22 protein-coding genes are annotated in these 24,107 nt (G+C 33.6%); 4 read left to right on the forward strand and 18 right to left on the reverse strand.

The window, feature by feature from the left end; translation table 11 throughout:
- Genes CHHT_RS05250 through yajC form a run of 12 tightly spaced genes read right to left on the reverse strand, consistent with a single transcriptional unit; the run spans nucleotide 1 to nucleotide 13,609 of the window.
- Nucleotides 1–606 carry a putative metalloprotease CJM1_0395 family protein gene (locus CHHT_RS05250; protein WP_034961045.1) on the reverse strand — a complete coding sequence of 202 codons (606 nt, stop codon included), beginning with the start codon at nucleotides 604–606 and terminating at the stop codon, nucleotides 1–3.
- A complete protein-coding gene (gene mfd, locus CHHT_RS05255) occupies nucleotides 603–3,557 on the reverse strand; it encodes a transcription-repair coupling factor (RefSeq protein WP_034961042.1) in 2,955 nt (984 codons plus the stop codon). Before mfd ends, CHHT_RS05250 begins: the two co-directional genes overlap by 4 nt.
- Nucleotides 3,538–3,945 carry a bactofilin family protein gene (locus CHHT_RS05260; RefSeq protein ID WP_034961040.1) on the reverse strand — a complete coding sequence of 136 codons (408 nt, stop codon included), beginning with the start codon at nucleotides 3,943–3,945 and terminating at the stop codon, nucleotides 3,538–3,540. Before CHHT_RS05260 ends, mfd begins: the two co-directional genes overlap by 20 nt.
- Nucleotides 3,894–4,781 carry a peptidoglycan DD-metalloendopeptidase family protein gene (locus tag CHHT_RS05265; RefSeq protein ID WP_034961037.1) on the reverse strand — a complete coding sequence of 296 codons (888 nt, stop codon included), beginning with the start codon at nucleotides 4,779–4,781 and terminating at the stop codon, nucleotides 3,894–3,896. Before CHHT_RS05265 ends, CHHT_RS05260 begins: the two co-directional genes overlap by 52 nt.
- Nucleotides 4,771–5,928, reverse strand: a complete 1,158-nt coding sequence (locus CHHT_RS05270; RefSeq protein WP_305954505.1) for a folylpolyglutamate synthase/dihydrofolate synthase family protein — start codon at nucleotides 5,926–5,928, stop codon at nucleotides 4,771–4,773. Before CHHT_RS05270 ends, CHHT_RS05265 begins: the two co-directional genes overlap by 11 nt.
- Nucleotides 5,928–7,454, reverse strand: a complete 1,527-nt coding sequence (locus CHHT_RS05275; protein WP_034961033.1) for a GGDEF domain-containing protein — start codon at nucleotides 7,452–7,454, stop codon at nucleotides 5,928–5,930. Before CHHT_RS05275 ends, CHHT_RS05270 begins: the two co-directional genes overlap by 1 nt.
- The gene (lptE, locus tag CHHT_RS05280; protein WP_034961030.1) at nucleotides 7,438–7,974 is read right to left on the reverse strand and encodes an LPS assembly lipoprotein LptE; all 537 of its coding nucleotides are present in this window, start codon (nucleotides 7,972–7,974) and stop codon (nucleotides 7,438–7,440) included. The genes CHHT_RS05275 and lptE overlap by 17 nt, the downstream gene beginning before the upstream one ends.
- Nucleotide 7,975: 1 nt before the next feature.
- Nucleotides 7,976–10,411: a leucine--tRNA ligase gene (gene leuS / locus CHHT_RS05285; RefSeq protein WP_034961028.1), complete on the reverse strand. Its 2,436-nt coding sequence runs from the start codon at nucleotides 10,409–10,411 to the stop codon at nucleotides 7,976–7,978.
- An 8-nt stretch (nucleotides 10,412–10,419) separates the two neighbouring features.
- Nucleotides 10,420–10,758 (reverse strand): DUF6394 family protein, encoded by a 339-nt coding sequence (locus CHHT_RS05290; RefSeq protein ID WP_034961026.1) that lies wholly within the window; start codon nucleotides 10,756–10,758, stop codon nucleotides 10,420–10,422.
- Between the two features lie 10 nt (nucleotides 10,759–10,768).
- Entirely contained in the window at nucleotides 10,769–11,740 is a 972-nt protein-coding gene (gene secF, locus CHHT_RS05295) for a protein translocase subunit SecF (protein ID WP_064019782.1), read from the reverse strand.
- On the reverse strand, nucleotides 11,740–13,329 hold the full coding sequence (secD, locus tag CHHT_RS05300) for a protein translocase subunit SecD (RefSeq protein ID WP_034961023.1): 1,590 nt from the start codon (nucleotides 13,327–13,329) through the stop codon (nucleotides 11,740–11,742). The genes secF and secD overlap by 1 nt, the downstream gene beginning before the upstream one ends.
- Nucleotides 13,322–13,609 carry a preprotein translocase subunit YajC gene (yajC, locus tag CHHT_RS05305; protein WP_034961021.1) on the reverse strand — a complete coding sequence of 96 codons (288 nt, stop codon included), beginning with the start codon at nucleotides 13,607–13,609 and terminating at the stop codon, nucleotides 13,322–13,324. Before yajC ends, secD begins: the two co-directional genes overlap by 8 nt.
- Between yajC and CHHT_RS05310 the strand changes: the two genes are divergently transcribed.
- Nucleotides 13,582–14,847 carry an apolipoprotein N-acyltransferase gene (locus tag CHHT_RS05310; protein WP_034961019.1) on the forward strand — a complete coding sequence of 422 codons (1,266 nt, stop codon included), beginning with the start codon at nucleotides 13,582–13,584 and terminating at the stop codon, nucleotides 14,845–14,847. The two genes, yajC and CHHT_RS05310, sit on opposite strands and share 28 nt — an antisense overlap.
- Here CHHT_RS05310 and CHHT_RS05315 read toward each other — a convergent pair.
- From CHHT_RS05315 to metK, 5 genes are all read right to left on the reverse strand, one after another.
- Nucleotides 14,834–15,649: a metal ABC transporter permease gene (locus CHHT_RS05315; RefSeq protein WP_034961016.1), complete on the reverse strand. Its 816-nt coding sequence runs from the start codon at nucleotides 15,647–15,649 to the stop codon at nucleotides 14,834–14,836. The genes CHHT_RS05310 and CHHT_RS05315 overlap by 14 nt on opposite strands.
- A complete protein-coding gene (locus tag CHHT_RS05320; RefSeq protein ID WP_034961014.1) occupies nucleotides 15,630–16,454 on the reverse strand; it encodes a metal ABC transporter permease in 825 nt (274 codons plus the stop codon). The genes CHHT_RS05315 and CHHT_RS05320 overlap by 20 nt, the downstream gene beginning before the upstream one ends.
- Entirely contained in the window at nucleotides 16,429–17,271 is an 843-nt protein-coding gene (locus tag CHHT_RS05325; protein WP_034961012.1) for a metal ABC transporter ATP-binding protein, read from the reverse strand. The genes CHHT_RS05320 and CHHT_RS05325 overlap by 26 nt, the downstream gene beginning before the upstream one ends.
- Nucleotides 17,258–18,115, reverse strand: a complete 858-nt coding sequence (locus CHHT_RS05330; protein ID WP_034961010.1) for a metal ABC transporter solute-binding protein, Zn/Mn family — start codon at nucleotides 18,113–18,115, stop codon at nucleotides 17,258–17,260. Before CHHT_RS05330 ends, CHHT_RS05325 begins: the two co-directional genes overlap by 14 nt.
- Nucleotides 18,116–18,242: 127 nt before the next feature.
- The gene (gene metK, locus CHHT_RS05335) at nucleotides 18,243–19,439 is read right to left on the reverse strand and encodes a methionine adenosyltransferase (protein WP_034961008.1); all 1,197 of its coding nucleotides are present in this window, start codon (nucleotides 19,437–19,439) and stop codon (nucleotides 18,243–18,245) included.
- 184 nt (nucleotides 19,440–19,623) lie between these two features.
- Between metK and sstT the strand changes: the two genes are divergently transcribed.
- The 3 genes from sstT (at nucleotide 19,624) to CHHT_RS05350 (ending at nucleotide 23,098) form a co-directional block, all read left to right on the forward strand.
- The gene (gene sstT / locus CHHT_RS05340) at nucleotides 19,624–20,847 is read left to right on the forward strand and encodes a serine/threonine transporter SstT (protein ID WP_083427816.1); all 1,224 of its coding nucleotides are present in this window, start codon (nucleotides 19,624–19,626) and stop codon (nucleotides 20,845–20,847) included.
- Nucleotides 20,848–20,924: 77 nt separating this feature from the next.
- Nucleotides 20,925–22,637 (forward strand): M3 family oligoendopeptidase, encoded by a 1,713-nt coding sequence (locus CHHT_RS05345; protein WP_034961003.1) that lies wholly within the window; start codon nucleotides 20,925–20,927, stop codon nucleotides 22,635–22,637.
- A 14-nt stretch (nucleotides 22,638–22,651) separates the two neighbouring features.
- Entirely contained in the window at nucleotides 22,652–23,098 is a 447-nt protein-coding gene (locus CHHT_RS05350; RefSeq protein WP_034961001.1) for a hypothetical protein, read from the forward strand.
- Here the strand turns inward: CHHT_RS05350 and CHHT_RS05355 are convergent.
- Nucleotides 23,085–23,957: a LysR family transcriptional regulator gene (locus CHHT_RS05355; protein WP_059432214.1), complete on the reverse strand. Its 873-nt coding sequence runs from the start codon at nucleotides 23,955–23,957 to the stop codon at nucleotides 23,085–23,087. The two genes, CHHT_RS05350 and CHHT_RS05355, sit on opposite strands and share 14 nt — an antisense overlap.
- Nucleotides 23,958–24,107 lie beyond the last annotated feature (150 nt).

Genomic DNA, 24,107 nt, shown 5'->3' on the forward strand with positions numbered 1-24,107 from the left:
CTAAAATAATCCGATAACAGTTGGGATATACGTATTTTGCTCATATGGATTTTTAGTACTGTTTTTACTATTTGAGTTAGTAGTAGAGCCATTACTTTCATTATTGTTGCTATCTTGCTGAACTTGTTGCATCTGAGCCTTAGCAGAAACTTCCATACTAGCCGCATTTGCTGCTATTTTAAGGTCTGCTGGACTAGGACTAGATGGAGCCAAAGCGGCTCGTTTTATCTGCTGTGCTTTTTGGATAGTTTCTTCTGGGGTTTTACCTGGGCTAGTATCTATCCCAACTTCGCCACCCACGGCATACATTTTTGAATCAGGTCCTTTTTGATACGTAAAATCTGCTCCGCTAGTAAGCCCAGCGCCTGCTGCCATATGTGAAGCTTCGTGAGTTCTGACCTCAGAGTCTCGTTGCTGCAATTTTGCTACTTGGAGCTTTTCTTCGTCGCTTAGCTGAGTGATATTTTTTTTATCTTTATTATCATTTTTACTAGAAGAATCATCGCTAGTTTGACTAGTTTTTACAGTATCTTCTTTATCACTACTATTTTTAGTGCCATAATCCAAATAAGGGCTAGTAGTAGAAAAAGAATTTCCTATGATCACGTTTTATTTTTCCTTAGATAAGCTAAAATTTCAGCTAGCAAATCATCGTCGTCCTTGCTGCGTGATTTTAAAATCACTTTAGTATCATCATTTTTTGTAAGAGCAATATTTTGTTCGTAATTGCTTATAGCCTTAAAACCTTGCTTGCTTGCCAAAATTTTTATAATAATTATATCTAAAAACTGCTTTGTATATATATCTAATTTACCAAATCTATCTTCTATCTCAGCGCCTATCTCATAGACTTCATTTATCTCTTCGCATTTACTAAGACGCCTATAAAGCTCTAGCCTTAGTCTGTCTTCGCTTATAAGATCACTGTTTAAAAACGCATTTACGCTAAGTTTTAGATCTATATCTTTGAGCTCAAATGTTTTTTTATTTAAAAGCGAGTTTATCTCATCTTCAAGCATTTTTAAATACAGAGAATAACCTATAGCTTCTATGTGCCCACTTTGAGCTTCTCCTACTAAATTTCCACCGCCTCTGATCTCTAAATCATGATAAGCTAGCAATGAACCAGATCCTAAAAACGAATTACTCTCAAGCGCCACTAGTCTTTTTATAGCATCGCTACTAAGACTAGCTTTGTCTTGCACTAAGAAATAACAATATCCTTGAACACTGCTTCTACCGACTCTTCCTCTTAGTTGATGAAGGTCTGCCATACCAAATTTATTTGCATCGTCGATGATGATAGTATTTGCATTTGGAAGATGTATCCCGCTCTCAACTATGCTCGTACAAAGCAAAACATCATACTTTTTATCAGCGAATTTTATCATCTCGTCTTCTGTGGTTTTTGCATCTATTTTACTATGAAGCGTCAAAATCTTTAAATTTGGCATCAAAGCTTTTAGCTCTGCTTCCACGCCACTCATATCTTTTATCAAATTATGCACATAAAAAACTTGTCCGCCACGTCTGATCTCTCTTAAGATTATCTCTTTTATGAGTTTTTCATCCCACTGCTTTACAAATGTTCTAACATCTTGCCTATCAAGTGGTGGAGTTAAAAGCGTAGAGTAGCTTTTGACTGAGCTCAAAGCCATATTTAAACTTCTTGGAATCGGAGTTGCTGACATAGAAAGTATATGAGAATGCTCGCTGACTTCTTTTAACTTCTCTTTTTGTTTAACGCCAAATTTATGCTCCTCATCTATGATGATAAGCCCCAAATTTTTAGCTTTTAAAGATAATAAAGCGTGAGTTCCGATAACCACCATCGGTTTTGAACCCTCTAAATCTTTTATAATAAGCGATTTTTCCTTTGGATTAGTAAAACGATCAAGCCTTCTAACATCTATATCAAATTTACTTAAACGCTCTTTTAAGCTTTTGAAATGCTGAGAACTAAGCAGTGTAGTAGGCACGAAAAATAGAGCTTGATAACCACTTTTTACACATAGATAAATAGCATTCATCGCGACTTCAGTCTTACCAAAACCGACATCTCCACTAAGAAGCCTATCCATAACACGACCACTTTTTAAATCATTTTCTATATCATTTATGGCTTTTTCTTGATCACTAGTATAAGTAAATCCAGCACTTAGCTTAAAATCGTAATATCCTTTGCTAGAGTTAAATTTAACCGCTTCTATGAGCTCTCTTTTTGCTGCTAAAGATATGATCTTGCTAGCTATGATAAATAGTTTTTCCCTGACCTTTTCTTTGATCTTAGCAAAACTAGCTTTTCCTAGTCTATCAATAGCAACGACCGAACCGCTTCCTGCAATGTAGCGATCTATCATATTTAGATGTTCAACTGGTAAAAGAAGCCTATCATCATTTTGATAAGCGATAACCACAAACTCTTTTTTGCTACCTAAAACGGTGATGAGCTCAAGCCCTAAAAACTTACCTATACCATACTCACTATGCACAACAAAATCATCTTTTTTTAGCTCATCTATTACTAAACTAGCCTTTTTTACGCGCTGCCTTTTTTCATATGAATTTAGCGAAACTATAAGTTCATTGCTACTGATCACATTTAATACTAAAGGGCTTATCTTAAGAGAAACATTACTAAAGTGGGTCAAATTTAGAGCATTGAAACTACTCTCGTTTTTGCTAAGTATGGTTATTTTTTTGTCACTATGAAACTGAATCAAATCACTATTTATACTGACTTCTAAATCTTTGAAATGCTTTGGTTCGGGCAATTTCGCAACTGAATTTAAAAAACTTAAATCTTTATCAAAAATGCCATCAGTATCCAAATTCCCTGCTAAAATACATTTGAAATTTTCAAAATAATCAATAAATCCATCTATAACCCAAAAACCAAATGAGTTGATATCATTTATCAAAGCATTTGACTGAAATGCCTCTGTTTTTTGACTCACTTCATCAAATTCATCTTTGCTAAGACTTGCTAAAAACGGAGTTATCTCTATACTTTCAAGCTCGTTTTTATCTGATTTTTGGCTACTAAGATCAAAAGTCCTTATGCTTTCTATAGTATCAATATCGAGCAATATCCTAAAAGGCTGATTTGCATCTACACTAAATATATCGATGATATCGCCACTGACTCTAACTTCGCCTTTGCTTTGAACGATATCTACAAAATTATATCCAAAGCCTAGCAACTCATCTTTTAGTTCGTTTAAATTTATCTTATCAGCGAAACTAAGTTTTTTAGTTTTAAGGTGAGTTTTTGCCGGAAGTTTGTTTAAAAGAGTTCTTATAGGAGAGATCATAAGAGCGCCACCGCTCTTGTCTTTATAAAATTCGCTTAAAGTCTTACTGATCTCTAAAAGTTCGCTATTAAAAGCTCTTAGATCATCTCCTTTGACAGCTCTAAAATCAGGAAGAACGTAGCATTTTTTACCTGCAAAACTTGCGGCGTTGCTAGCTTTTAGTGCTTCTTTATCATCATTTACTACTAAAATTTCATAATCGTTTTTTATCTCTTTGAAAAACTCATAAATCCTTGCTTGCACTATTATCCTCGATAACTTCTAAATTTAAGGTCGCTTTTGAATGATCTTTTAATATGCTTTGTCCGCTAAACTTAGCACCGTTTTCTATGCTTAAATTTAAAGACGATATCTCTCCTTTTACGATTGCACCACTTAGTATCTCGACGAACTCAGCGTCGATATTTCCCTCAAAGCAGCCATTTATGACGATTTTTTGTGCATATACGCTACCTATTATATTGCCACCTTTTCCGATAACTATAGTGCCATCACTATGCAAGATACCTTCGACTATACCATCAACGTGAAGCATCGAGTTTAGGTTTAACTCACCTTTTATATAGGCTCCATTTGAGATTATTGTTGTTTGGGCATTAAAGTTGTTAGAGTGTTTACTAAAGACTGCCATGATACTCTTTGCTCCTTGTTAAATATTTCTTCATAATTTTTACTATTCCATTTTATAAAATTTATAGGGTCTAAAGGACGTTGAATAAATCTGATCTCATAATGCAAATGTGGCCCTGTGCTAAGTCCTGTATTTCCACTATATCCTATTAAGTCGCCCTTTTTGACAAACTCGCCTTCTTTTACTACGTCTTTTCTGCTCATATGTGCAAAGCGTGTTTTAAAACCAAAATTGTGCTCTATAATAACTAGATATCCAAAACCGCCGTTATTATACCCGGCAAACTCTATAACTCCATCTGCTGGAGCATAGATAGGGGTTCCTATATCAGCTCTTAGATCAACTCCTTGATGAAATTCTTTTTTGTTCAAAATCGGATGAGAACGCCACCCAAATTCCGCGCTAATACCATTTGATTTTATCACTTCTCCATTTGGTATCATAGAAAACATAAGCTGCTTCTGAGAGCTAGTTAAAATCAGAGTTTCAAGCCTACTTTCCATAGTTATATTATTATCAGTATTAAGTCCTAACCGATCTTCAAGTAGAGCTATCTTATCTTCTATAGCTGCAAATTCTTCACTGCTAGCAGCTAGTTTTTCTTGCATTTTTTCATTTTCTAAAAATAGTTCGTTTTTTATTTTAGTAAGCTCATCACGCTTTTGTTTTAAGCTATCCGTTTTATTTTCCAAATAACTTATATAGGCCAAGCCGATAAAAAAACTAACCACAGCTATAAGCATGATATAAACAACGATCCTCTTTATAAGTTGGTGCAACAAATAGTTTTTAGAGCCGTTTATGTCGGTTATAGTTATTATAAATTTATTTTTCAATCACTTCCTTTATAAAATGTTCCACTAATACAAAAGAGCCAAAAACAAGATAATCCTTATCTTTATCGATACGAGAAAATTTAGATACGCTTATGCCTAGGTTTTTAGCAATACCTTGTATTTTTGCACCGGCTAATTTTCGATCCAAACTTTCATACTCGTAAATCAAAACTTCGGTAATAATATCTTTTAGCTCATCAAAAACAGCTTTTATATCCTTATCATCAAAAGCATTATAGATCAAACTCACTTTTTTAGTACCAAACTCAGCTTTCAAAGCTTTTGCTGCGTGAGCATTATGTCCTACGTCTATAGTGATGTTTGGAGCTATTTTTTCGCATCTTCCTCTTAAACTTAAAGCATCTAAATTTAAAATAATCTCATCTAAACCTTGAACTCCTAAAAACTTTGCGCTGTGATAAGCAAGATTTAAATTTGAAGCTAAAAAACTGGGTAAATTGAATTTAGAAGAGTATAAATTTACACTATTTTCTATGGCTTTTGGCGATAAGATAAGTTTAGTATTTTTTAAATTTGCAATCTTCTTGGCTAAATTTAAACATACAAAGTCTTCGCAGACAATGGCGAATTTATCCATAGAATTTAGTTTTGTAGTAGCTATGGCTTCTAAGCTATCTCCAAGCATAGCCGTATGGTCAAGACCAACGGGCGTAAAAACGCTAAGTTTTTTGCTAAAAACATTTGTCGCGTCAAACTCGCCTCCCATCCCTGCTTCGCATATAACTTCATCAAGTCCGCTAAATAAGACTGCTAAAAGCAACGTCGCCCATTCAAAATAGCTTAACTCGGCAATAAACTTATCACCGTCTTTTACGGCTTTAAAATATAAAAGCAATTTTTCATGAGCCAACTCAAGCTCATCATCACTTACATTTTTTCCATTTATCCAAAATCTTTCATTAAATTTAAAAATATGTGGACTCGTATAATGCCCTACTTTTTTTCCACTTTTTAGTAAAATTTGAGCTAAAAATCTTCCGGTGCTACCTTTACCGTTAGTTCCTACTATATGAATGACTTTTGGCAAGGAAAAATTGCTTTTTATGGCGTTAAATGCTTTTGGAAATCTTAAATAGTCAATCGTATCATAATAAAGCGGTTTTGAGTTTAAAAAACTGTACATCATCAGGCTTTTATACAGTTTCTACCGCTATTTTTTGCTAGATACAGCATCTCATCTGATTTGGTTAGAGTCTCGGTATCGCTCGCATTATCTTGTCTTGAAGAGATACCGCAACTAATCGTTAAATTTATTTCTTGGTCTTTATACATAAATTTATAGCCAGATATACTTCTTAAAATCTTATTTGCAAAAGAGACTGCGCCTTCTTTACTTGTTTTTGGCAAGATAGCAACAAACTCTTCGCCTCCATATCTTGCTATAAAATCAAAACCTCTAGAGTATTTTTTTAATATTCTACCGACAACAGATAAAACTTTATCTCCTGCTTCGTGTCCATAACTATCATTTACGTTTTTAAAATGATCTATATCAAAAAAACAGATGCAATACTCTACGCCGTATCTTTTATAAGCCTCTTCTATGCGGATCAGCTCACTTTCAAAAGCTCTTTTTGTTCCTACGCTAGTTAAAAAGTCGTTGTGGATCTCTTGATTTGCTTGGTTTAGTCTGTTTTCTAGATCTCGTATACGCTCATTTAGCTCTTTTATAGTTTTTTCATTATTTAATAGCTTTGATACAAAATCAGTGATCTCTAAATCAAGCGTATCTGCGATATTCAATAGTTTATTTTTTACCAAAGTATAATCTGCATTTGCACCCATCTGAGCTATATCGTTTTTGATATTTCTAACATCTGCTTGATTTTTGTTAAAAATAGATATAAAGTATAGAATTTTATCATTTATACCGTTTAAAATATCATCTAATATAGCGATTTTTTGGGCAAATTCACCTTTGTCTAACTCTACGCGCTTTAGTATTATCTTTTTTATATCACCTTGCATCGCTTTACTTTGCAAAAGCTCCGGCTTGGCTTTTATCTCTTCGCAGATAGCAGCTAACTCATCATTCATACTTGAAGCTATGGAAGGAACAAGGGCTGCTATCATCAGATCGGCTAAAGACGCTAGCTCAGGGTCTTCTTGTTCGCTTATTTTTGAGTTTAATATAGTATTTATTATCTTTTGTAGATCATCGCTTTGCTTCACACCATACATCTCTAAATGTTTTAAATAGCTATCGTCATAGTTGTTTAAAAAATCAAACCATTTATCTTTTATGATCTCCAAATTTTCTACGCTTACTCTTTTATCTATGGTCTCTAGGCTAATGTTTGCTAAATTTCTAGCTTCTTTGTTATGCAATAAACTAATGCTTTGTAAGATTCTTTTCGTAAGAAGTATAAATACCTTTGTTATATCAACCGAGCTTTGCCTATTTAACCTTGAAGTTATAAAAGCAAAAAGCTCATCTATAGTATTTACGTTCATCTTGCTAAGCTGAGTTTGGTATGAGGGATCAAGTTTTGATATAAACTTAGATAATTTTTGGCAATCTTCTACTATAACGCCTTTTTTCTTTGCTATATCACAAAATACATTCATATAATTATCAGGAGTTAGTACTAGCTGCCTTGTATTTGCTTCTTTTATAGCATCTTTTATAACTTCATTAATTATACTTGCCATTTTTTAAACCCTCTATAGCTAATTTTGATATAAACTCACTAAACGCTTCAGAAGACGCATTTTTTATAGCTTCATATCTATCTTTATCACTTATAACACTATCGGTGTATCTTGTATTTTTAACACGTTTTGTTATCTTAAAGTCATATTCACCAGATGTCAATATATCTTTTGTTTGTGAGTTTGAGAATTTAACATTATATAAAACAGTTAAGTTTGCTTTATAAGCCGTAACATAGCCAAATTGATCATAAAGTATAGGACTAAAACTCAAAGATCTTATACTTGCTAATATAGTAGTATCTGCATCTTCTTTGTCTGCTAGATCTTTGCCTAATCTTTCTATCATACCTGCTCTAATGCTGTCTTTAATAGCAACTGTATTTTGTGGATCTGTTTTGCTCATCACGACATCTACCCAAATTCTATCTCCTAAGATCTCTTGCGAGATCTTATAAACCGGTTTATATCCGCAACCTACTAGCAAAAACACTGCTATTAAATTTAAAAGCGTCTTCACTTTAGTCCTTTATAACCAAATTTATCAGCTTATTCGGCACATAAATTTCTTTTATTATCTCTTTGCCTAAGATCCATTTTTCAACTTCTTTTTTAGCTATTTGCAGAATTTCGTCTTTGCTTAGGCTTTTTTCTACTTCGATCTCAGCACGTCGTTTTCCATTTACTGTTATGGCTAAATTTATACTATCTTGAACGAAAACCTCATTTTTCAGCTCTATCTTTGTAAAGTTTTTAAGCCCAAAAAGCTCACTACTAAGCTCATAGCAAACATGTGGAATGATAGGCTCTAGTAGGCTTAGGATTATAAAATATCCCTCAGTCCATACGTCTTTATTATTTTGAGCGTTTAAGGCATTTAGAGCTTCCATACAAGCTGCGATTAAAGTGTTAAAAGTAAAACTATTTTCAAAAACATCACTTGATTTTTTGAGCGCTTCATAAACTTTTAGTCTTGCATATTTTTCGTCTTTATTTAAATTTAAATGATCTATGACAGGAATTTGTTCTGTTTTATAAGCATTTGAGCTTCTATCATAAAGCCTATTTATAAATTTAAACGCACCTTCGACAGCACTATCGTTCCACTCAAGTTCTTTTTGTGGTGGAGCTGCAAAAAGTATAAATAGTCTTGCAGTATCAGCGCCATATCTATTTATGATGTCATCAGGATCTACGGTATTTCCTTTACTTTTACTCATTTTAGCACCGTCTTTTAAAACCATACCTTGAGTAAGCAAACTAGCAAAAGGCTCATCATCATGCAAATATCCAAGATCTCTTAAAACTTTTTGAAAAAATCTAGCGTATAAAAGGTGAAGTATAGCGTGCTCTATCCCGCCGATGTACTGATCTACATTCATCCAATAATCAACGCTTTTTTTATCAAAAGCTACTTTTTCCCAAGTTTTTTCATCGCTTGCATATCTTGCAAAATACCACGAACTTTCAAAGAAAGTATCCATAGTATCGGTTTCTCTTCTGGCTGCGCAACCGCATTTAGGGCATTTGCAATTTTTAAAATTTGGGTGAGTATCTAGTGGATTACCCTCTCCTGTGATAACTACATCTTCAGGTAATTTCACAGGTAAATTTTCGATTTTTTCAGGAACAACACCGCATTTATCACAATGTATCATAGGAATAGGAGCGCCCCAGTATCTTTGACGAGAAATCCCCCAATCTCTAAGCTTATAATTCGTAACTCTTTTACCTAAGTTTTGCTCTTCAAATTTAGAAATGATAAACTCTAAAGCTTCATCATAATGCATACCATTTATAAGATCTGAGTTTATATACGTACTATTTTTTTCAGGATAAGGCAATGAGTCTGCTTTTATAACCTGTTTGATAGGCAAACCAAATTTACTAGCAAAATCAAAATCTCTCTCATCGTGTGCAGGTACTGACATCACCGCGCCGCCGCCGTATTCGTTTAAGACAAAATTCGCACACCATACTGGAATTTTTTCACCCGTTAAAGGATGAATAACATTTAAATTTAAACAAACGCCGTCTTTATCACTAGCTTGTCTTTGTTTTGGACTTTGGTTTAAAATAGATCTTAGTTTTATAGACGCTTCATCGCTTAAAAGATCTTTATCAAGTAGTTTTTTTACGACTGCGTGCTCTGGTGCGAGTGCTGCGTAAGTTACTCCATAAATAGTATCTGGGCGAGTCGTGAAAACCTTAAAACCATCTATTCCACCTAGTAATGTTCTACTCTCATCATCAAATTTAAACTCAAACTCAAGTCCAAAACTCTCGCCTATCCAATTTTCTTGCATAGTTAAAACTTGATTTGGCCATTTACCTTTTAGCATTTCTAAGCAGTCTAAAAGCTCTTTTGCATAGTCGGTGATCTTTAGATAGTATCCTTGCATTTCACGTTGCACTACTTCATTACCACATCTCCAGCATTTTCCATCTTCAACTTGTTCATTTGCTAAAACAGTTTGGTCGCTCTCGCACCAATTGACAACGGCTGATTTTCTATATACCAACCCTTTTTCATACATTTTTATGAAAAACTCTTGTTCCCATTTTGTATAAAGCGGATCACTTGTAGCCAAAAGGCGTTTTTTAGAAAAGCTAAATCCCAAAGCGTCAAGCTCTTTTGTCATATAATCTATGTTGTCATAAGTCCAAATTTTAGGATGAATTTTATGTTTTATAGCTGCATTTTCTGCTGGCATACCAAAACTATCAAAACCGATCGGTTGAAGAACATTGAAGCCTTGATTTCTATAGTACCTTGAAAGCGCATCACCTATACTATAGTTTCTAACATGACCCATATGAAGCCTACCACTAGGATATGGAAACATAGAAAGTATATATTTTTTAGGTAAAGTATAGTCGTCTTTTGGTTCTGCATAACCATTTTTTTTCCAAATTTCTTGCCATTTGTATTCTATATTTTTAGCATTATATTCCATAATATTCCTTAGAATTCATCTCTTGTTTTATTTGCTTCAGTAAGCAGTAAGCACATAGAAAATATATTTGCTATGATTCCACCTATGACTAAAGAATAGACAACGGTCATATTGCCAGAAACCACTAAAAATACAAAAGCAGGTATCAAGTGCAAATCAGCCACCAAAGAGCTAGCAAAAAGCTCGGCTGAAAGCGTATTTCTCACGCCTATTTTAAGAAGCGTAGAAATAAGGTTTATGCTGGCCGCTATAAAAAGAGCGATCTCATTTTTATCATATAAAAATCCAGCCGTAGTAGTTAAGCTCATAAGAGCAAAAAACGTATATATTACCTTACCCCAGTTCATTTGCTACCTCTCAAACTGTGCCTTTTTCATACATAGCACGTATTTTTTCTTTTTCTTTTTTTCTACGATCTTTTTCTGCAAGATGAGCTCTATAACGCTCAACGTTAAATTTAAACCAAACAAGCATTGGAGCTGCTATAAACACAGAACTTATAGTTCCTATGATGATACCAACTATCATAATAATAGAAAATCCGTGTATCATATCTCCACCGAAGAAAAATAGCACTAAAACAGTTAAAAATGTAGTTACAGAAGTCATAATAGTCCTTGGCAACGTTAGAGATACAGACTCATTTATGATCTCTGTTAATTTTATAGAATGATCTTCTTTGATACCTTCTCTAATCCTATCAAATATGATGATGGTATCATTTAATGAATATCCAAGAACAGTTAAAACAGCTGCTAAAGTATCTAAATTTACGTCTATCATAAACAAGCTAATGGCACCAAGTGTGATAACTACATCGTGTATTTCACTAAAAATAGCAGCCAAAGCAAATCTCCACTCAAATCTAAAACCTATATATATAAGAATCAATACAAGCGATACAGCTACTGCCATAATGCCTTTTTGCCTGAGTTCGCTACCTACTTTTGGTCCTACGATATCTACTCTTCTTACTTCAAATTTACCAGTATCAGCAAGAATACGTGAAACCGTAGTCGCAGGATCATTTCCTAGGCTATCGCTACTTCCAGCATATCTTATGGTTATCTCCTCAGCTGATCCAAACTCCGTTACGTTTGCATTTTTTAAAGCTTCATTAGTAGCAAGCTTAGCTCTTATCTCATCAAGAGGTGCAACTTTATCATATTTTATCTGTATCAATGTACCGCCTGAGAAGTCGATACCGTAGTTTAAACCTCTTGTTGTAAGTAGCGCGATAGAACCAAAAAACATTATAAAAGATAGAGCAAAAAATATCCATCTTTTGCCCATAAAATCATAAATTTTTCCATTATCAAATATCTGCATTAGTCTGCCTTTCTTATCTTATAACCAAACCAAAGGACCGTGCTTTTGCTTTTTTCTATCTTTTTACCAAGAGCTTCAAACATTCCATGAGTTCCTAAAATAGCAGTAAGCATAGAAGCTATTATACCTATACTCATAGTAACAGCAAAGCCTTTTACCGGGCCTGTTCCATAAGCATAAAGCGCGATAGAAGTGATAAGAGTGGTCAAATTTGAGTCAATTATAGCACTCATAGCATTTTCATAGCCCTTTTCGATACTCACATGAACGCTCTGCCCAGCTTTTAAAAGCTCTCGTATGCGTTCATTTATGATAACATTTGCATCGACTGCCATACCTATAGTAAGAAGTATTCCTGCCATACCAGGAAGTGTTAAAGTAGCTCCAAATAAAGCCATAACTCCTATCAAAATGAGTATATTTACAACCAAAGCTATATTTGCAAGAATACCTGCTAAACCATATGCTACCATCATAAATAAAACGACCAATATAGCACCACCGCTAAGAGCCACCATACTTTGATCTATGCTTTGTTGACCAAGACTTGGACCTATACTTCTTTTTTCTAATAATTTTACAGGAGCCAAAAGTGCACCACTTCTAAGAGCGATAGCTACGTCATGAGCTTCTTCTACACTAAATCCGCCACTTATCTGACCGCTTCCGCCGCCTATTCTTTCATTTATAACAGGAGCTGAATAAACTTTACCATCAAGTACTATGGCAAGACGTTTGCCTACGTTTGAACCGGTAAAGTCTCCAAAGATCCTAGCGCCTTCAGCATTTAAAGTGAAATTTATGATAGGAGAATTTGTTTTATTATCAAACGCCACTCTAGCATCAACTAGCATACTGCCATCAAGTACTGGTATATCTTTTATAAGGTATTTAAATTTAGGATTTTTTACATCCGGATAAAGAATATCGCCATAAGCTTCAGCTTCAGCTTCGCTTATGCTATTTGCTTGGTCTTGACGTTTTTCATCAAGCGCCATAAGCTGCAAATGAGCCGCTTTTGCTATAAGATCTTTTGCTCTTTGCTCATCTTCCATAGTTTTGATACCAGGAAGCTCAACTAGGATTTGATTTTCCCCTTGTTTTGCGACAGTCGGTTCGGCTAGACCAAACTGATCAAGTCTATTTCTGATGGTTTCTACTGCTTGATCTATCGCATACTTTGCGGTATCTATTTTCTCTTGTTCGGTTAAAGATATAGTATAAACTAAATTATCTTTTTTTATAGAAAGACCTTTTATATCTTTTAACATCTCATCTATTTTTTTAGCTTCATCGCTATCTAGTATCTTTAAAGTTACTTTTTCTTTATCAACTTTTAGCTCATCAACCAAAATATCATTTTTATTTGTAAAATATTTTATACTTGAAGCTACTGATTTTACCTTAGAAGCCAGAGCTTCATCGGTCTCTACACCAAGGAGCATGTGCAAGCCGCCTTGCAAGTCAAGACCTAAGCTTATTTTGTGTCCGCCCTGTGTTTGAAGGAAACTTGGCATAGAAAAGCCAAGTCCAAATATCAAAGCTAGAATAAAAATAACAAGTCTATAAGTTATTTTTCCACTACGCATCGCTCTTCTCGATTTTGTCTAGTTTCTTTGCAACAAAGCTTCTATCTATTCTAACGATTACTTCATCATTAAGCTTAACTTTGATAAAATCATCTTCTGGTTTTACAACCTCACAAACAAGACCGCCGTTAGTAACTATCTTATCGCCTTTTTCAAGTGCTTCAAGCATAGCCTTGTGAGCTTTTTGCTGTTTTTGTTGAGGTCTGATAACTAAAAAATAAAAAATTGCGAATAACACAACTAGAGGTAGTAATGAAGTTAAAATATTTCCTTCTTGCATGGGTTTCCTTTGGTAAAAAAAATTTAAGAAGCTATTTTACCTTAAATTTTATAATAAAAGGCTTTGGAGTTGCAACTTTACTTTCGATTTTTATTTTTTTATCCATATTTGAAATAAGCTATTTTAGCCTTGTAGGCTGCTTTTTAGCGATATTTGGTCTGTATTTACTACTCAAATCAGATAAGCAAATTTGGTTTTGGAGTGGATTTTTTAGCGGAATTTTATGGTTTTACTGGATAAGCTTTAGCCTTATTTATTATGGTTTTTGGTACTTGATACCAGTAGAAATTTTGGGCATAGGATTTATATACGCTTTCATATTTTTAGTATGTGGATATTTTTCAAATTTAATTATCAGAGCATCTTTACTTGTATTGCTTGGATATTTTTATCCGTTTAATTTTAATTGGTTCAATCTCGAGTTGATATTTGTAGATACGATCTTTAAACCACAAATTTGGACTTTAGCAGCTGTTTTAGCCGGCCTAGTATGTACAATTAAATTTAGATACGGAGTAGCGGTTTTGATCTGTGCTTTACTCATAAGTATAAATTTAGATAAAAAAACACCAAATTTGCTGCCTTTTAGCGTAGAATTAGCAAATACAAAAATACCTCAAAGTATAAAATGGGAGAGAAGCTATAAAGATGAGCTTATATCTGAAAATTTAAAAATCATAGATAATGCCATAGGTAAAAACGCATCTTTAGTTGTCTTACCAGAAAGTGCGTTCGCGCTATTTTTAGATCATCAAAAAGAGCTTCTTGAATATCTAAAAGAAAAATCTAAAAGAATAAGCATAGTAACTGGATCTTTAGGATATGAAAATGGCACTTCTTATAACTCGACTTATCTGTTTTTAAACGGAGACGTAAAAAGACTAGATAAAGTCATATTAGTACCATTTGGAGAAGAAATTCCGCTTCCAAAATTTGCTACAAATTTAATAAACAAAATATTTTTTAACGGAAATAAGGATTTTGGAGCCGCAAAAGAGGTAAGTGATTATGAGATAGGTGGCGTAAAGATCAGAAATGCGATCTGCTATGAAGCTACTAGAGATGAAATTTATGCGAACAATCCTAAATTCGTAATAGCCATCACAAACAACGGCTGGTTTGTCCCATCAACCGAGCCAACTTTACAAGAAATTTTACTTAAATACTATGCTTATAAGTATAATACTACCATTTATCATAGCGTAAATGGTAGCCCTAGCAAGATCATAACGCCCTAAATTTAAAATATATCAAAGATAAAATAAAAAATAGAGCTTGAAATAAAACTATCAAGGCTTGAGTGCTAGTGTCGCTATGAAAGCTTACTATGACGCCAAAAAATGAGCTAAGTAAAGCAAAACTTACTGAAATTATCTGCATAAGCCAAAATTTGCTAGTTATCAAAAATGCTGTGGCTCCAGGAAGTATCAGCATCGCAACGACTAATATTATACCCACTGCACTAAAACCAAAAACCACTACAAAACTAAGCAACAAAAGCATCAAATAATAATAAAATTTAGGATTTATACCAACTAACAAAGCATTTACTTCATCAAAAAATATCGCAAAAAATCTCTTAAAAAATAGCAAGGTAAATACCAAAACCCCGCCAAAAACAGTAACTGAAGTCTGCATATCGCTCTTACTAACACCTAAAAGATTTCCAAATAAAACTTCATGTATATGAAGTGGGCTTTCTACTTTACTATAAAGCAGAAGTCCAAGCGCGAAAAATCCCGTAAAACAAATGGCTGTTGTGGCGTCATTTCTCAGTCCACTACGCTCTTTTAAAAACTCTATAAGCCAAAGACAAACTATACTGGACAAAAACGCCCCAAAGCCAAGCGGCAAACCTATAGCGTAAGCCACTATCATACCTGGCATTACAGAGTGCGACAAAGCGTCTCCTAATAAAGAGTATGATTTTAGCACTAAAAAACAAGACAAAACAGCACAAACTACACATGTACTAAATGCTAGATACAAAGCGATCCTCATAAAATCATATCTTAAAGGTTCAAGCAAAAACTCTATCATAAACGACCCTTTTATACATAAAACATATGGCAAATATAAAAAGCTGAGTTAGAACTATCATAGCCGAAGCGTAAGTATCTAAAAAATAGCTTAAATACACACCGAAAAATCCGCTAAAACCAGCAAATATAGTCGCTAAAAAGACTATCTTATCAAATTTTTTACTTATCATAAAAGCGCTAGCTCCAGGTGCTACTAACATAGCAGTGACAAGCACGGCTCCTACGGTTTTTAGACTTGCTACGGTACAAAAACATAGCAAAATAAAAAACATAATCTTATAAAAGCCCACGTTTAATCCTGCTACAAATGCGCCTAATTCATCAAAAAATATAAATTTAATCTTTTTATAGCTTAATAAAATAAAACAAAAAAGTGATCCGAGCAAAATGGCAAGCTCAAAAACTTCACTATCTTCAAGACTTAAGATATCTCCTAAAAACAGACTTTCAAGCTTAACTGGGATAGTGAATATCGAAACTAAAAATAAGCTTAAAGCAAAAAATGATGAAAAAACTATGCCTATTATCGTATCTGTTTTAAGTTTTGAACTTTTTGAGACTATAGCCATACTAAAAAGTGCAAAAAGTCCACACAAAAAGCTAGAAACGGTGTAAGAAAAGCTAGTCGTGTAAGCTATGACTATACCAGGAGTTATACTATGAGAAAGAGCGTCAGCTAACAATGAGTATGATTTTAGTATCAAAAAAGACGATAAAAACCCACAAAATGCACATAAAAATAGACTGACTAAGTGTGCTTTTAAAATATAAGCGTAACTAAAAGGCTCTATTAACCATTCCATCTTGCACCTTTTCATCCACCATTATAAGTGGTTTTTCATCATCACTAATGAGAGCTATATTGCAACTCATATTATCAACTTCAACTTTAAAATACCTAAGACTTCCGCCAAAAATTTGACCTAAGTTTTGCGGAGTTAAAACTTCGTTCGTAAATCCAAAGGCCAAAACTTTTCTTTTTAGCAAGATAGCTCTGTTACAATACTGCGCCGCCATACCTAGATTATGAGTAGAGATGAGTATGAGATGACCGCTTGATCTAAGAGATATAAGAAGATCTAATATCATACTTTCACTCTTAGCATCAACGCCGTTAAAAGGCTCATCAAGTAGTATTATTTTTGCACCGCTTGCTAAAGACCTAGCTATAAATATACGCTTTTTTTGACCTCCACTAAGCTTTGAAATTTGACGATCTTTAAAGTCGTACATATCCACTTTTTTAAGAGCTTCACTCACGATATGGGCATCTTTTTGACTAGGATTTTTGAAAAAACCCATATGAGCGTATCTACCCATCATCACAAGCTCCCAAACACTTATAGGAAAATCAAAATCTATCTCTTCGTTTTGAGGAACATAAGCTATCAAACATTTTTTTATCGCTTCTTTAAGACTTAAAGAGCAAATTTTTATAGAAGCGTTTTTCGGTCTTATGACTCCCATTATGGATTTAAAAAGAGTGGATTTTCCGCTTCCATTTGTCCCGATAAGTGCGCATATATTACCACCTTCTAGTTTAAAATTTACATCTTCTAGCGCCGTAAGATCTGCATATTTGACGTTTAAATTTGATACTTCTAGACTAATTTTTTGCATCTTTAAATCCACTTTCTATGGTTAAAATCGTAGTTTCTAACATTTTTTCATATGTATCAATATCTTTGCTAAGACTATCTACGTAAAGCACACCACCATACTTAGCACCGCTTTCATTCGCGACTGTTTTAGCAGGTTTTGGACTGATGGTACTTTCGCTAAAAATAACTGGAATTTGATAAAACTTTACTTTATCTATCAGATCTTTTATCTGTCTTGTAGTTCCTTCTTCATCGCTATTTATACCCCATATATAAAGCTCTTTTAAATCATAATCCCTAGCCAAATAACTAAAAGCTCCCTCGCTAGTAACAAGATATCTATTTTGAACTCCGCTAAACATAGTTTTAAATAAAATATCTAAATTCCGTAATCTTTGTATATACTCATCTGCATTTTTAGCATAAATTTCACTATTTTTAGGATCGTGCCTAGAAAATATCTTTTGTATGTTTCTTACGTAAATTTCACCATTTTTAAGACTCATCCAAGCGTGAGGATTTGGTATGAGTGAATTTTCGTCTGCGTATATCACGCTAACTCCACTACTTACGTCATAGCTTGGTTTTTTTGTTCTATCTAAAAATTTACTAAGCCATGTTTCTAAATTTAGTCCATTAAAAAGTATAATATCTGCTTTTCTAGCTCTTAGGATATCTTTTGGGGTCGGCTCGTATGAGTGAATTTCTGTACCTAATTTCGTAAGACTTTGCACATCAGCGCTATCTTTTGCTACGTTTTTTGCTATGTCTGCTATGATGTTAAAGCTTGCTATGACTTGCAACTTTTCAGCATTTAAAAATGAAACAGATAAAAATAGTAGTAGGATTGCTATTTTAACCATATCTTTCCTTGATAAATAATATGGCGCATTATATGATAATTTAGTTTAAATTTAGCTAAGTAATTAATAAATTTTATTATTTAAAAATTTTAATGGTTTAGCACCAAAAAAGGTGCTAAATTTAGAGTTATTTTAATTTTTCAAAAAGTTCTATAGCATCTAGCTTTTCCCATGGATAGCCTGAAATTCCAACTTGTCCTTTAGCAGCAACCTCAGCGTATAAAAATGTATCTTTATTAGGCTTGTCTAGTCCAAATTTATTTGTAATCCATCTTGGAGTTAATGCAAAGTTCTCATGAACAAATTTAGATAGTTTATCATCATTTACACTCTTGTTTGTTCCCATACAATCCACACTCACACTTACTGGTTTTGCGACGCCTATAGCGTAACTTAGCTGTACAATACATTTTTTAGCAAGTCCTGCCGCAACTATATTTTTTGCTATCCATCTCGCCGCATAAAGTCCACTACGATCGACTTTCGTATAGTCTTTACTGCTTTGAGCACCACCACCTATAGGTGAGTATCCGCCAAAACTATCTACGATAAGCTTTCTACCTGTTAGTCCACTATCATGGAGCGAGCTATGATTTACATAACGTCCTGTTGGATTTATGTAGATGATAGTTTTATCTTTGTTATAAAGCTCTTTTGGAAGCCCAGCATCATCTATCAAACTTTGGATTAAAGCTCTTACTTCTTCTATTTTTAGGCTCTCAACGCTTGGAGCGCTTACTACTATAGTATGGATAGACTCTGGTTTACAATTCTCGAAATTTGATTTTGTACCATAGTCTATAGTTACTTGAGTTTTTATATCTACACCTAGTTTATCTGGATTTTTAAGAGCGTAATCATAAACTTTATCGCAAAGCACTCTTGCGTAAGTTATCGCCGCTGGCATCAAATTTTCAGTTTCACTTGAAGCAAATCCAAACATGATGCCTTGATCTCCAGCGCCTATTTCACCGCTACTTTGATCAACTCCTTGATTTATATCTGGACTTTGCTGATTTAAAAATACATCTACTTCAATGTCCTCAGGGTGCAAACATTGAGCTCTTGTGAAATACGGATTTCCGTTATATCCTATCTTCTTTAATGTTTCTTTTACGATATTTCTATAATCTTGATGAGTAAAATCAACCTTAGCATTTACTTCGCCACCTATTACGATGTGTTTTCCAGCAACAAAAACCTCACTTGCAACGCGACCATTTGGATCTTTTTTAAGTATTGCATCGACTATGCTATCTGCGATGATATCTGCACATTTATCTGGATGGCCAGGGCTTACTACTTCGCTTGTAAATAAATACATTATTTAGAATCCTTATTGTTATAAATTTGGGGTGGATTGTAGCATACAAAAATTGAAATGTAGATTAATGTTTTTTTATAAAAAGCTTATATTTTGACAATGTCTACTAAATTTAATTTTCATTTAATAACAATCTAACTATAATAAATACCTTAATTTAATAAATACAAAAAAAAGGGTTAAAATGGGAATGCTTAGAGGGATAACAAAACGTTATATGGATGGCAACTTAATACTTCAAATAATAATCGGCATAGTGCTTGGTGCTGTGCTTGGATTTATAGCAAACTCGGGCAATCAAATGGCTCTTTCTATCGCAAATAGTATGTCTATACTAGGAAGTTTGTTTGTAGGCGCACTAAAATCAGTAGCTCCTATCTTGGTTTTTATACTAATATCATCTTCTATAATAGTAAAAGAGTTTGGCAATGCGAATGGACTTAAAAAGATCATTATGCTATATCTCATAGGTACGTTTTTAGCATCTCTTTCTGCTGTTATCGCTAGCTTTTTGTTTCCAACGACTTTAGTTCTCCAAACAAACAATGCCGAACTTCTAGCACCGCAAAGCATAATAGTCGTGTTAAAAGATCTTGTTTTTAAAATGGTAGATAACCCAGTTCACGCTCTAAGCACAGGAAATTATATAGGAATTCTTACTTGGGCTATAGGTATGGGCATAGCTCTTCGCCACTGCGCCATAGAAACAAAAAAAATGTTTAAAGATATCAGTGAGGGCGTCACTAAGGTAGTTAAATTTATCATTCGTTTAGCACCATTTGGTATATTTGGACTTGTTAGCACTAGCGTAGCACAAACAGGTTTTGAAGCGCTTGGAGGGTACGCTAAACTTCTTATTGTTTTGGTGGGCACTATGCTTTTTGTAGTATTTGTGATAAATGCTCTCATAGTTTATTTTGTAACAAAGAAAAATCCATATCCACTCATAATGACTTGCGTAAAAGAGAGTGCGGTCACTGCATTTTTCACTAGAAGCAGTGCGGCAAATATCCCTGTAAATATGAATCTTTGCAAAAAGTTAAATTTAGATGAAAAACTCTATTCTATATCTATTCCTCTAGGAGCAACTATAAATATGGCTGGAGCTGCTGTAACCATAGCCGTTTTAGCACTAAGTGCTGTAAATACGCCAAATATCCAAATAGGCTTTTTAGACGCCATTTTACTTAGCGTGATCGCCGCAATAGGAGCGTGTGGAGCTAGCGGGGTAGCTGGAGGATCACTTATGCTTATTCCGCTTGCTTGTTCGTTATTTGGTATAAGCAACGACATAGCTATGCAAGTAGTAGCAGTAGGATTCATAATCGGAGTCATTCAAGACTCAGTCGAGACCGCGTTAAACAGTTCAACAGACGTACTTTTTACAGCTATAGCTTCTAAGAATTAAATTTAAAGGATTTGCATAATTTGCAATTCCTTTTTTTACTCTTTTTTGATATAATATTTTCTTTAAATTAAAGGAATATTATGACTTGGGATCTAACTATATTTTTTAAAAACTTAGATGAACTTGATAAATTTTCTAAAATCACGGAAGAAAAAGCACTTAAATTTAACCAAACATACAACTCAAATTTAAATAATCTAAATCCGGATGATTTTTTACTTGCGATAAAAGAGTATGAAGATATCGCTTGCAATTTAAATAAGATTATGAGTTATGCGCAGCTTAGCTTCGCAAAAGATACTTCAAAAGGTGCGCTTTTAGCAAAATATGAAGAAATTTGCACGAAGATAGAAGAAAAAATGCTGTTTTTTATGCTTGAATTCAACCAAATTTCAAAAGAAAAACAAGATATTTTCATAGAGTTTTGTAAGCCGTACAGCTACTATTTAGAGCTAAGCTTGAAAAATAAACCTCATCAACTAAGCCTAGCTGAGGAAAGGATACTGCTTCGCACTTCAAATACAGGCGCAGACGCATTTTCAAGACTATTTGACGAAAGTATGGCAAAACTTAAATTCAAATTTGAAGATAAAGAGTTAAGCGAAGAAGAAATTCTCTCAAAAATGTTTGATAAAGATAGAGAGATAAGAAAAAAAGCCGCCTTGTCTCTTAGTGATACTTTAGGTAAAAATCAGCATCTTTTGACCTTTATCTACAATATGATAAAAACTGATCTAAAAAACGAATGTGAGCTGCGAAATTACGAATTCCCAGAAACTCCCCGTCACCAAAGCAACCAAATAGATAAACTCAGCGTAGATTCACTCATAAAAGTGACTGAAGAAAACTTCGATTTAGTCTCTAAATTCTATAATAAAAAACGCGAGATTTTAGGTTATGAAAAGCTTTATGACTACGACAGATACGCGCCACTTGACGATGATGCAAAGTTTGATTTTAAAGAGGCAAAAGATATAGTTTTAAAAGCATTTACTGATTTTAGTCCTACATTTGGAAATTTAGCCCAAAAAGCGTTTGATGAAAACTGGTGTGATGTATATCCAGTGCAAAACAAACAAAGCGGAGCATTTTCTTGCTCTTCTAGTGCAGACACACATCCATTTGTACTTTTAAACTATACTGATAAAAGAAGAGACGTTTTTACGCTAGCTCATGAGTTAGGACACGCAATTCATCAATATCTTAGCTATCAAGTAGGACTTTTGAACTCAGATACCCCTCTTACAACAGCAGAAACAGCTTCTGTTTTTTGCGAAATGCTTGTTTTTGAATACATCAAAAACAAAACACCGCAAAATAAGCGTATTGGTCTGCTTGCAGGAAAATTAGAAGATATATTTTCAACTCTTTATCGTCAGATAAATTTTACTACTTTTGAACGCAAAGTCCATGCTTATGAGGGCGAAATTTCAAGCGATGAGCTAAATAGAATTTGGTTAGAAGAAAGCAAGAAGATGTTTGGAGATAGTCTTGTTTTAAATGATTATTATAAAATCTGGTGGAGTTATATACCACATTTCATCCATTCTCCGTTTTATTGCTACGCTTATGGTTACGCTCAATTGCTTGTTTTAGCTCTATTTGGACTATATAAAAGCGGAAAATGCGAGGATTTCGTTCGAATTTATACAGAGTTTTTAAGCCTAGGTGGAAGTAAAAGTCCAAAAGATATGGTAGCAATGTTTGGTTTTGATATAAACAAAGAAGAGTTTTGGGATATAGGAATGAATGAGATAAAAAAATTAGTAGATGAGTTCATCGTAATTTAAAAAAAGGAAATATCATGATAGAAAATATTTTAAAAAACGAAGAGTTTGCAACACTTATGAAAATGCATGTGTATGAGTGTTTAGAGTATCTTTTAAGAAAAGACGTAACATTTTCTATCTTGGCAAATATAAATTATACTAAATTTGAACCGAAGCTCCCAGATGATATAAATAAAAATCTAAGCGCTCCAGTTATTTTATTTACTCTTGGTGGATATACCTTAGATAGCGCAAATTTATCACAAAAGCATATCAGTTTTGAAGCTGGATTTGGTAACGAGAACTTTGCTAGTTTAGTTACCATACCGCTTGGCGCTGTAGTTCAAATACTTATAGAAGAAAGCCCTATACTCATAAATTTTGCAGTATATGAAGAAAAATCAAATGAGATAAAGACACAAAAATCAAAGCATATTTTTATGTCTAATCCAAAAAATAGAGATTTTTTTAATAAACAATAGTAATTTCCATATTTCCTAATTTTTCAACTATATCTTCGTTCTCTTTAAGTCCTGCTATATATATCTTTCTTACTATCTTTATATCTTCTATCTCTACTAAAAACACATCTTCGTTTTCCAGCTCTTTTTCTATTATAAATTTAGGTAAAAAAGCGAAATATTCTTTTGTTTTATTATTCATAATAGCTGATTTTACCGCGATAGAACCGTCGATAACATAAGCAGTAGGAATGTTTTCATAGTCTATGCCGAATTGATCAAAATATGCATTTATAAAAGTTTTTGTTCTATCTTTTATAAAAAGATGTTTTTCTAGATCATTGATCTTTATAGCCGAGTTTTGTTTGAAATTTGATACAAGGACGACGTTGTATTCAAATAGCTCTTTAAACACGAGCTGTTCGTTATAAATTTTATCAGTCATCAAAACAAAATCACATCTTCTATCTAGCAAATAAGGAAGCAAATTCGTATGATCAGTGATCTTTATATCCAAACTACTATCTGCTATATCACAAATTTTATCAAGCATCATAGGCAAAACAGTCTCTCCTAATAAAACATTCGTAGCGACTACGATCGGAGTTTTCGCATCTTTGATATGTCCAGCCTCTTCTTTAAATCTGAACATAGCACCTTCAAATTTCAAACAAAGCTTATAAAACTTTTCACCTTCTTTTGTTAAGATGATACCGTTTTTCTTTCTCATGATAAGAGTAGTTTGAAGCATCTCTTCTAACTTTTTTATCTGCAAAGTAACAGCAGGCTGAGAAACGCCCAAGATTTTTGATGCTTTAGAAAAGCTTCTTTCTTTTACTATAGCCATAAAAGTGTAGATCTTGTTGAATTCATTAACCATATTTATCCCTTATGTCATCAATTATTTTTATATTTTTGAACAATTATATAACCATAGCTTTAAAATTAGTTTTAAAATCGCTATTTTGGCAACTTATCTCTATTATATTAAATATTGTGTTTAGTTATGTAACAAATTAGATATAAAATT

Source organism: Campylobacter hyointestinalis subsp. hyointestinalis (assembly GCF_013372145.1).
Lineage (GTDB): Bacteria > Campylobacterota > Campylobacteria > Campylobacterales > Campylobacteraceae > Campylobacter > Campylobacter hyointestinalis.

What these genes read in the sequence shown, in the direction of transcription:
- CHHT_RS05260 (WP_034961040.1), bottom strand. Translation starts at nt 3,945, where the DNA reads ATGGCAGTCTTTAGTAAACACTCTAACAACTTTAATGCCCAAACAACA.
- sstT (WP_083427816.1), top strand. Translation starts at nt 19,624, where the DNA reads ATGGGAATGCTTAGAGGGATAACAAAACGTTATATGGATGGCAACTTA.
- secF (WP_064019782.1), bottom strand. Translation starts at nt 11,740, where the DNA reads ATGCAGATATTTGATAATGGAAAAATTTATGATTTTATGGGCAAAAGA.
- yajC (WP_034961021.1), bottom strand. Translation starts at nt 13,609, where the DNA reads ATGCAAGAAGGAAATATTTTAACTTCATTACTACCTCTAGTTGTGTTA.
- metK (WP_034961008.1), bottom strand. Translation starts at nt 19,439, where the DNA reads ATGTATTTATTTACAAGCGAAGTAGTAAGCCCTGGCCATCCAGATAAA.
- CHHT_RS05320 (WP_034961014.1), bottom strand. Translation starts at nt 16,454, where the DNA reads ATGGAATGGTTAATAGAGCCTTTTAGTTACGCTTATATTTTAAAAGCA.
- CHHT_RS05325 (WP_034961012.1), bottom strand. Translation starts at nt 17,271, where the DNA reads ATGCAAAAAATTAGTCTAGAAGTATCAAATTTAAACGTCAAATATGCA.
- CHHT_RS05355 (WP_059432214.1), bottom strand. Translation starts at nt 23,957, where the DNA reads ATGGTTAATGAATTCAACAAGATCTACACTTTTATGGCTATAGTAAAA.
- CHHT_RS05275 (WP_034961033.1), bottom strand. Translation starts at nt 7,454, where the DNA reads ATGGCAAGTATAATTAATGAAGTTATAAAAGATGCTATAAAAGAAGCA.
- secD (WP_034961023.1), bottom strand. Translation starts at nt 13,329, where the DNA reads ATGCGTAGTGGAAAAATAACTTATAGACTTGTTATTTTTATTCTAGCT.
- CHHT_RS05270 (WP_305954505.1), bottom strand. Translation starts at nt 5,928, where the DNA reads ATGATGTACAGTTTTTTAAACTCAAAACCGCTTTATTATGATACGATT.
- CHHT_RS05330 (WP_034961010.1), bottom strand. Translation starts at nt 18,115, where the DNA reads ATGGTTAAAATAGCAATCCTACTACTATTTTTATCTGTTTCATTTTTA.
- CHHT_RS05310 (WP_034961019.1), top strand. Translation starts at nt 13,582, where the DNA reads ATGAAGTTAAAATATTTCCTTCTTGCATGGGTTTCCTTTGGTAAAAAA.
- CHHT_RS05290 (WP_034961026.1), bottom strand. Translation starts at nt 10,758, where the DNA reads ATGAACTGGGGTAAGGTAATATATACGTTTTTTGCTCTTATGAGCTTA.
- leuS (WP_034961028.1), bottom strand. Translation starts at nt 10,411, where the DNA reads ATGGAATATAATGCTAAAAATATAGAATACAAATGGCAAGAAATTTGG.
- CHHT_RS05350 (WP_034961001.1), top strand. Translation starts at nt 22,652, where the DNA reads ATGATAGAAAATATTTTAAAAAACGAAGAGTTTGCAACACTTATGAAA.
- CHHT_RS05315 (WP_034961016.1), bottom strand. Translation starts at nt 15,649, where the DNA reads ATGATAGAGTTTTTGCTTGAACCTTTAAGATATGATTTTATGAGGATC.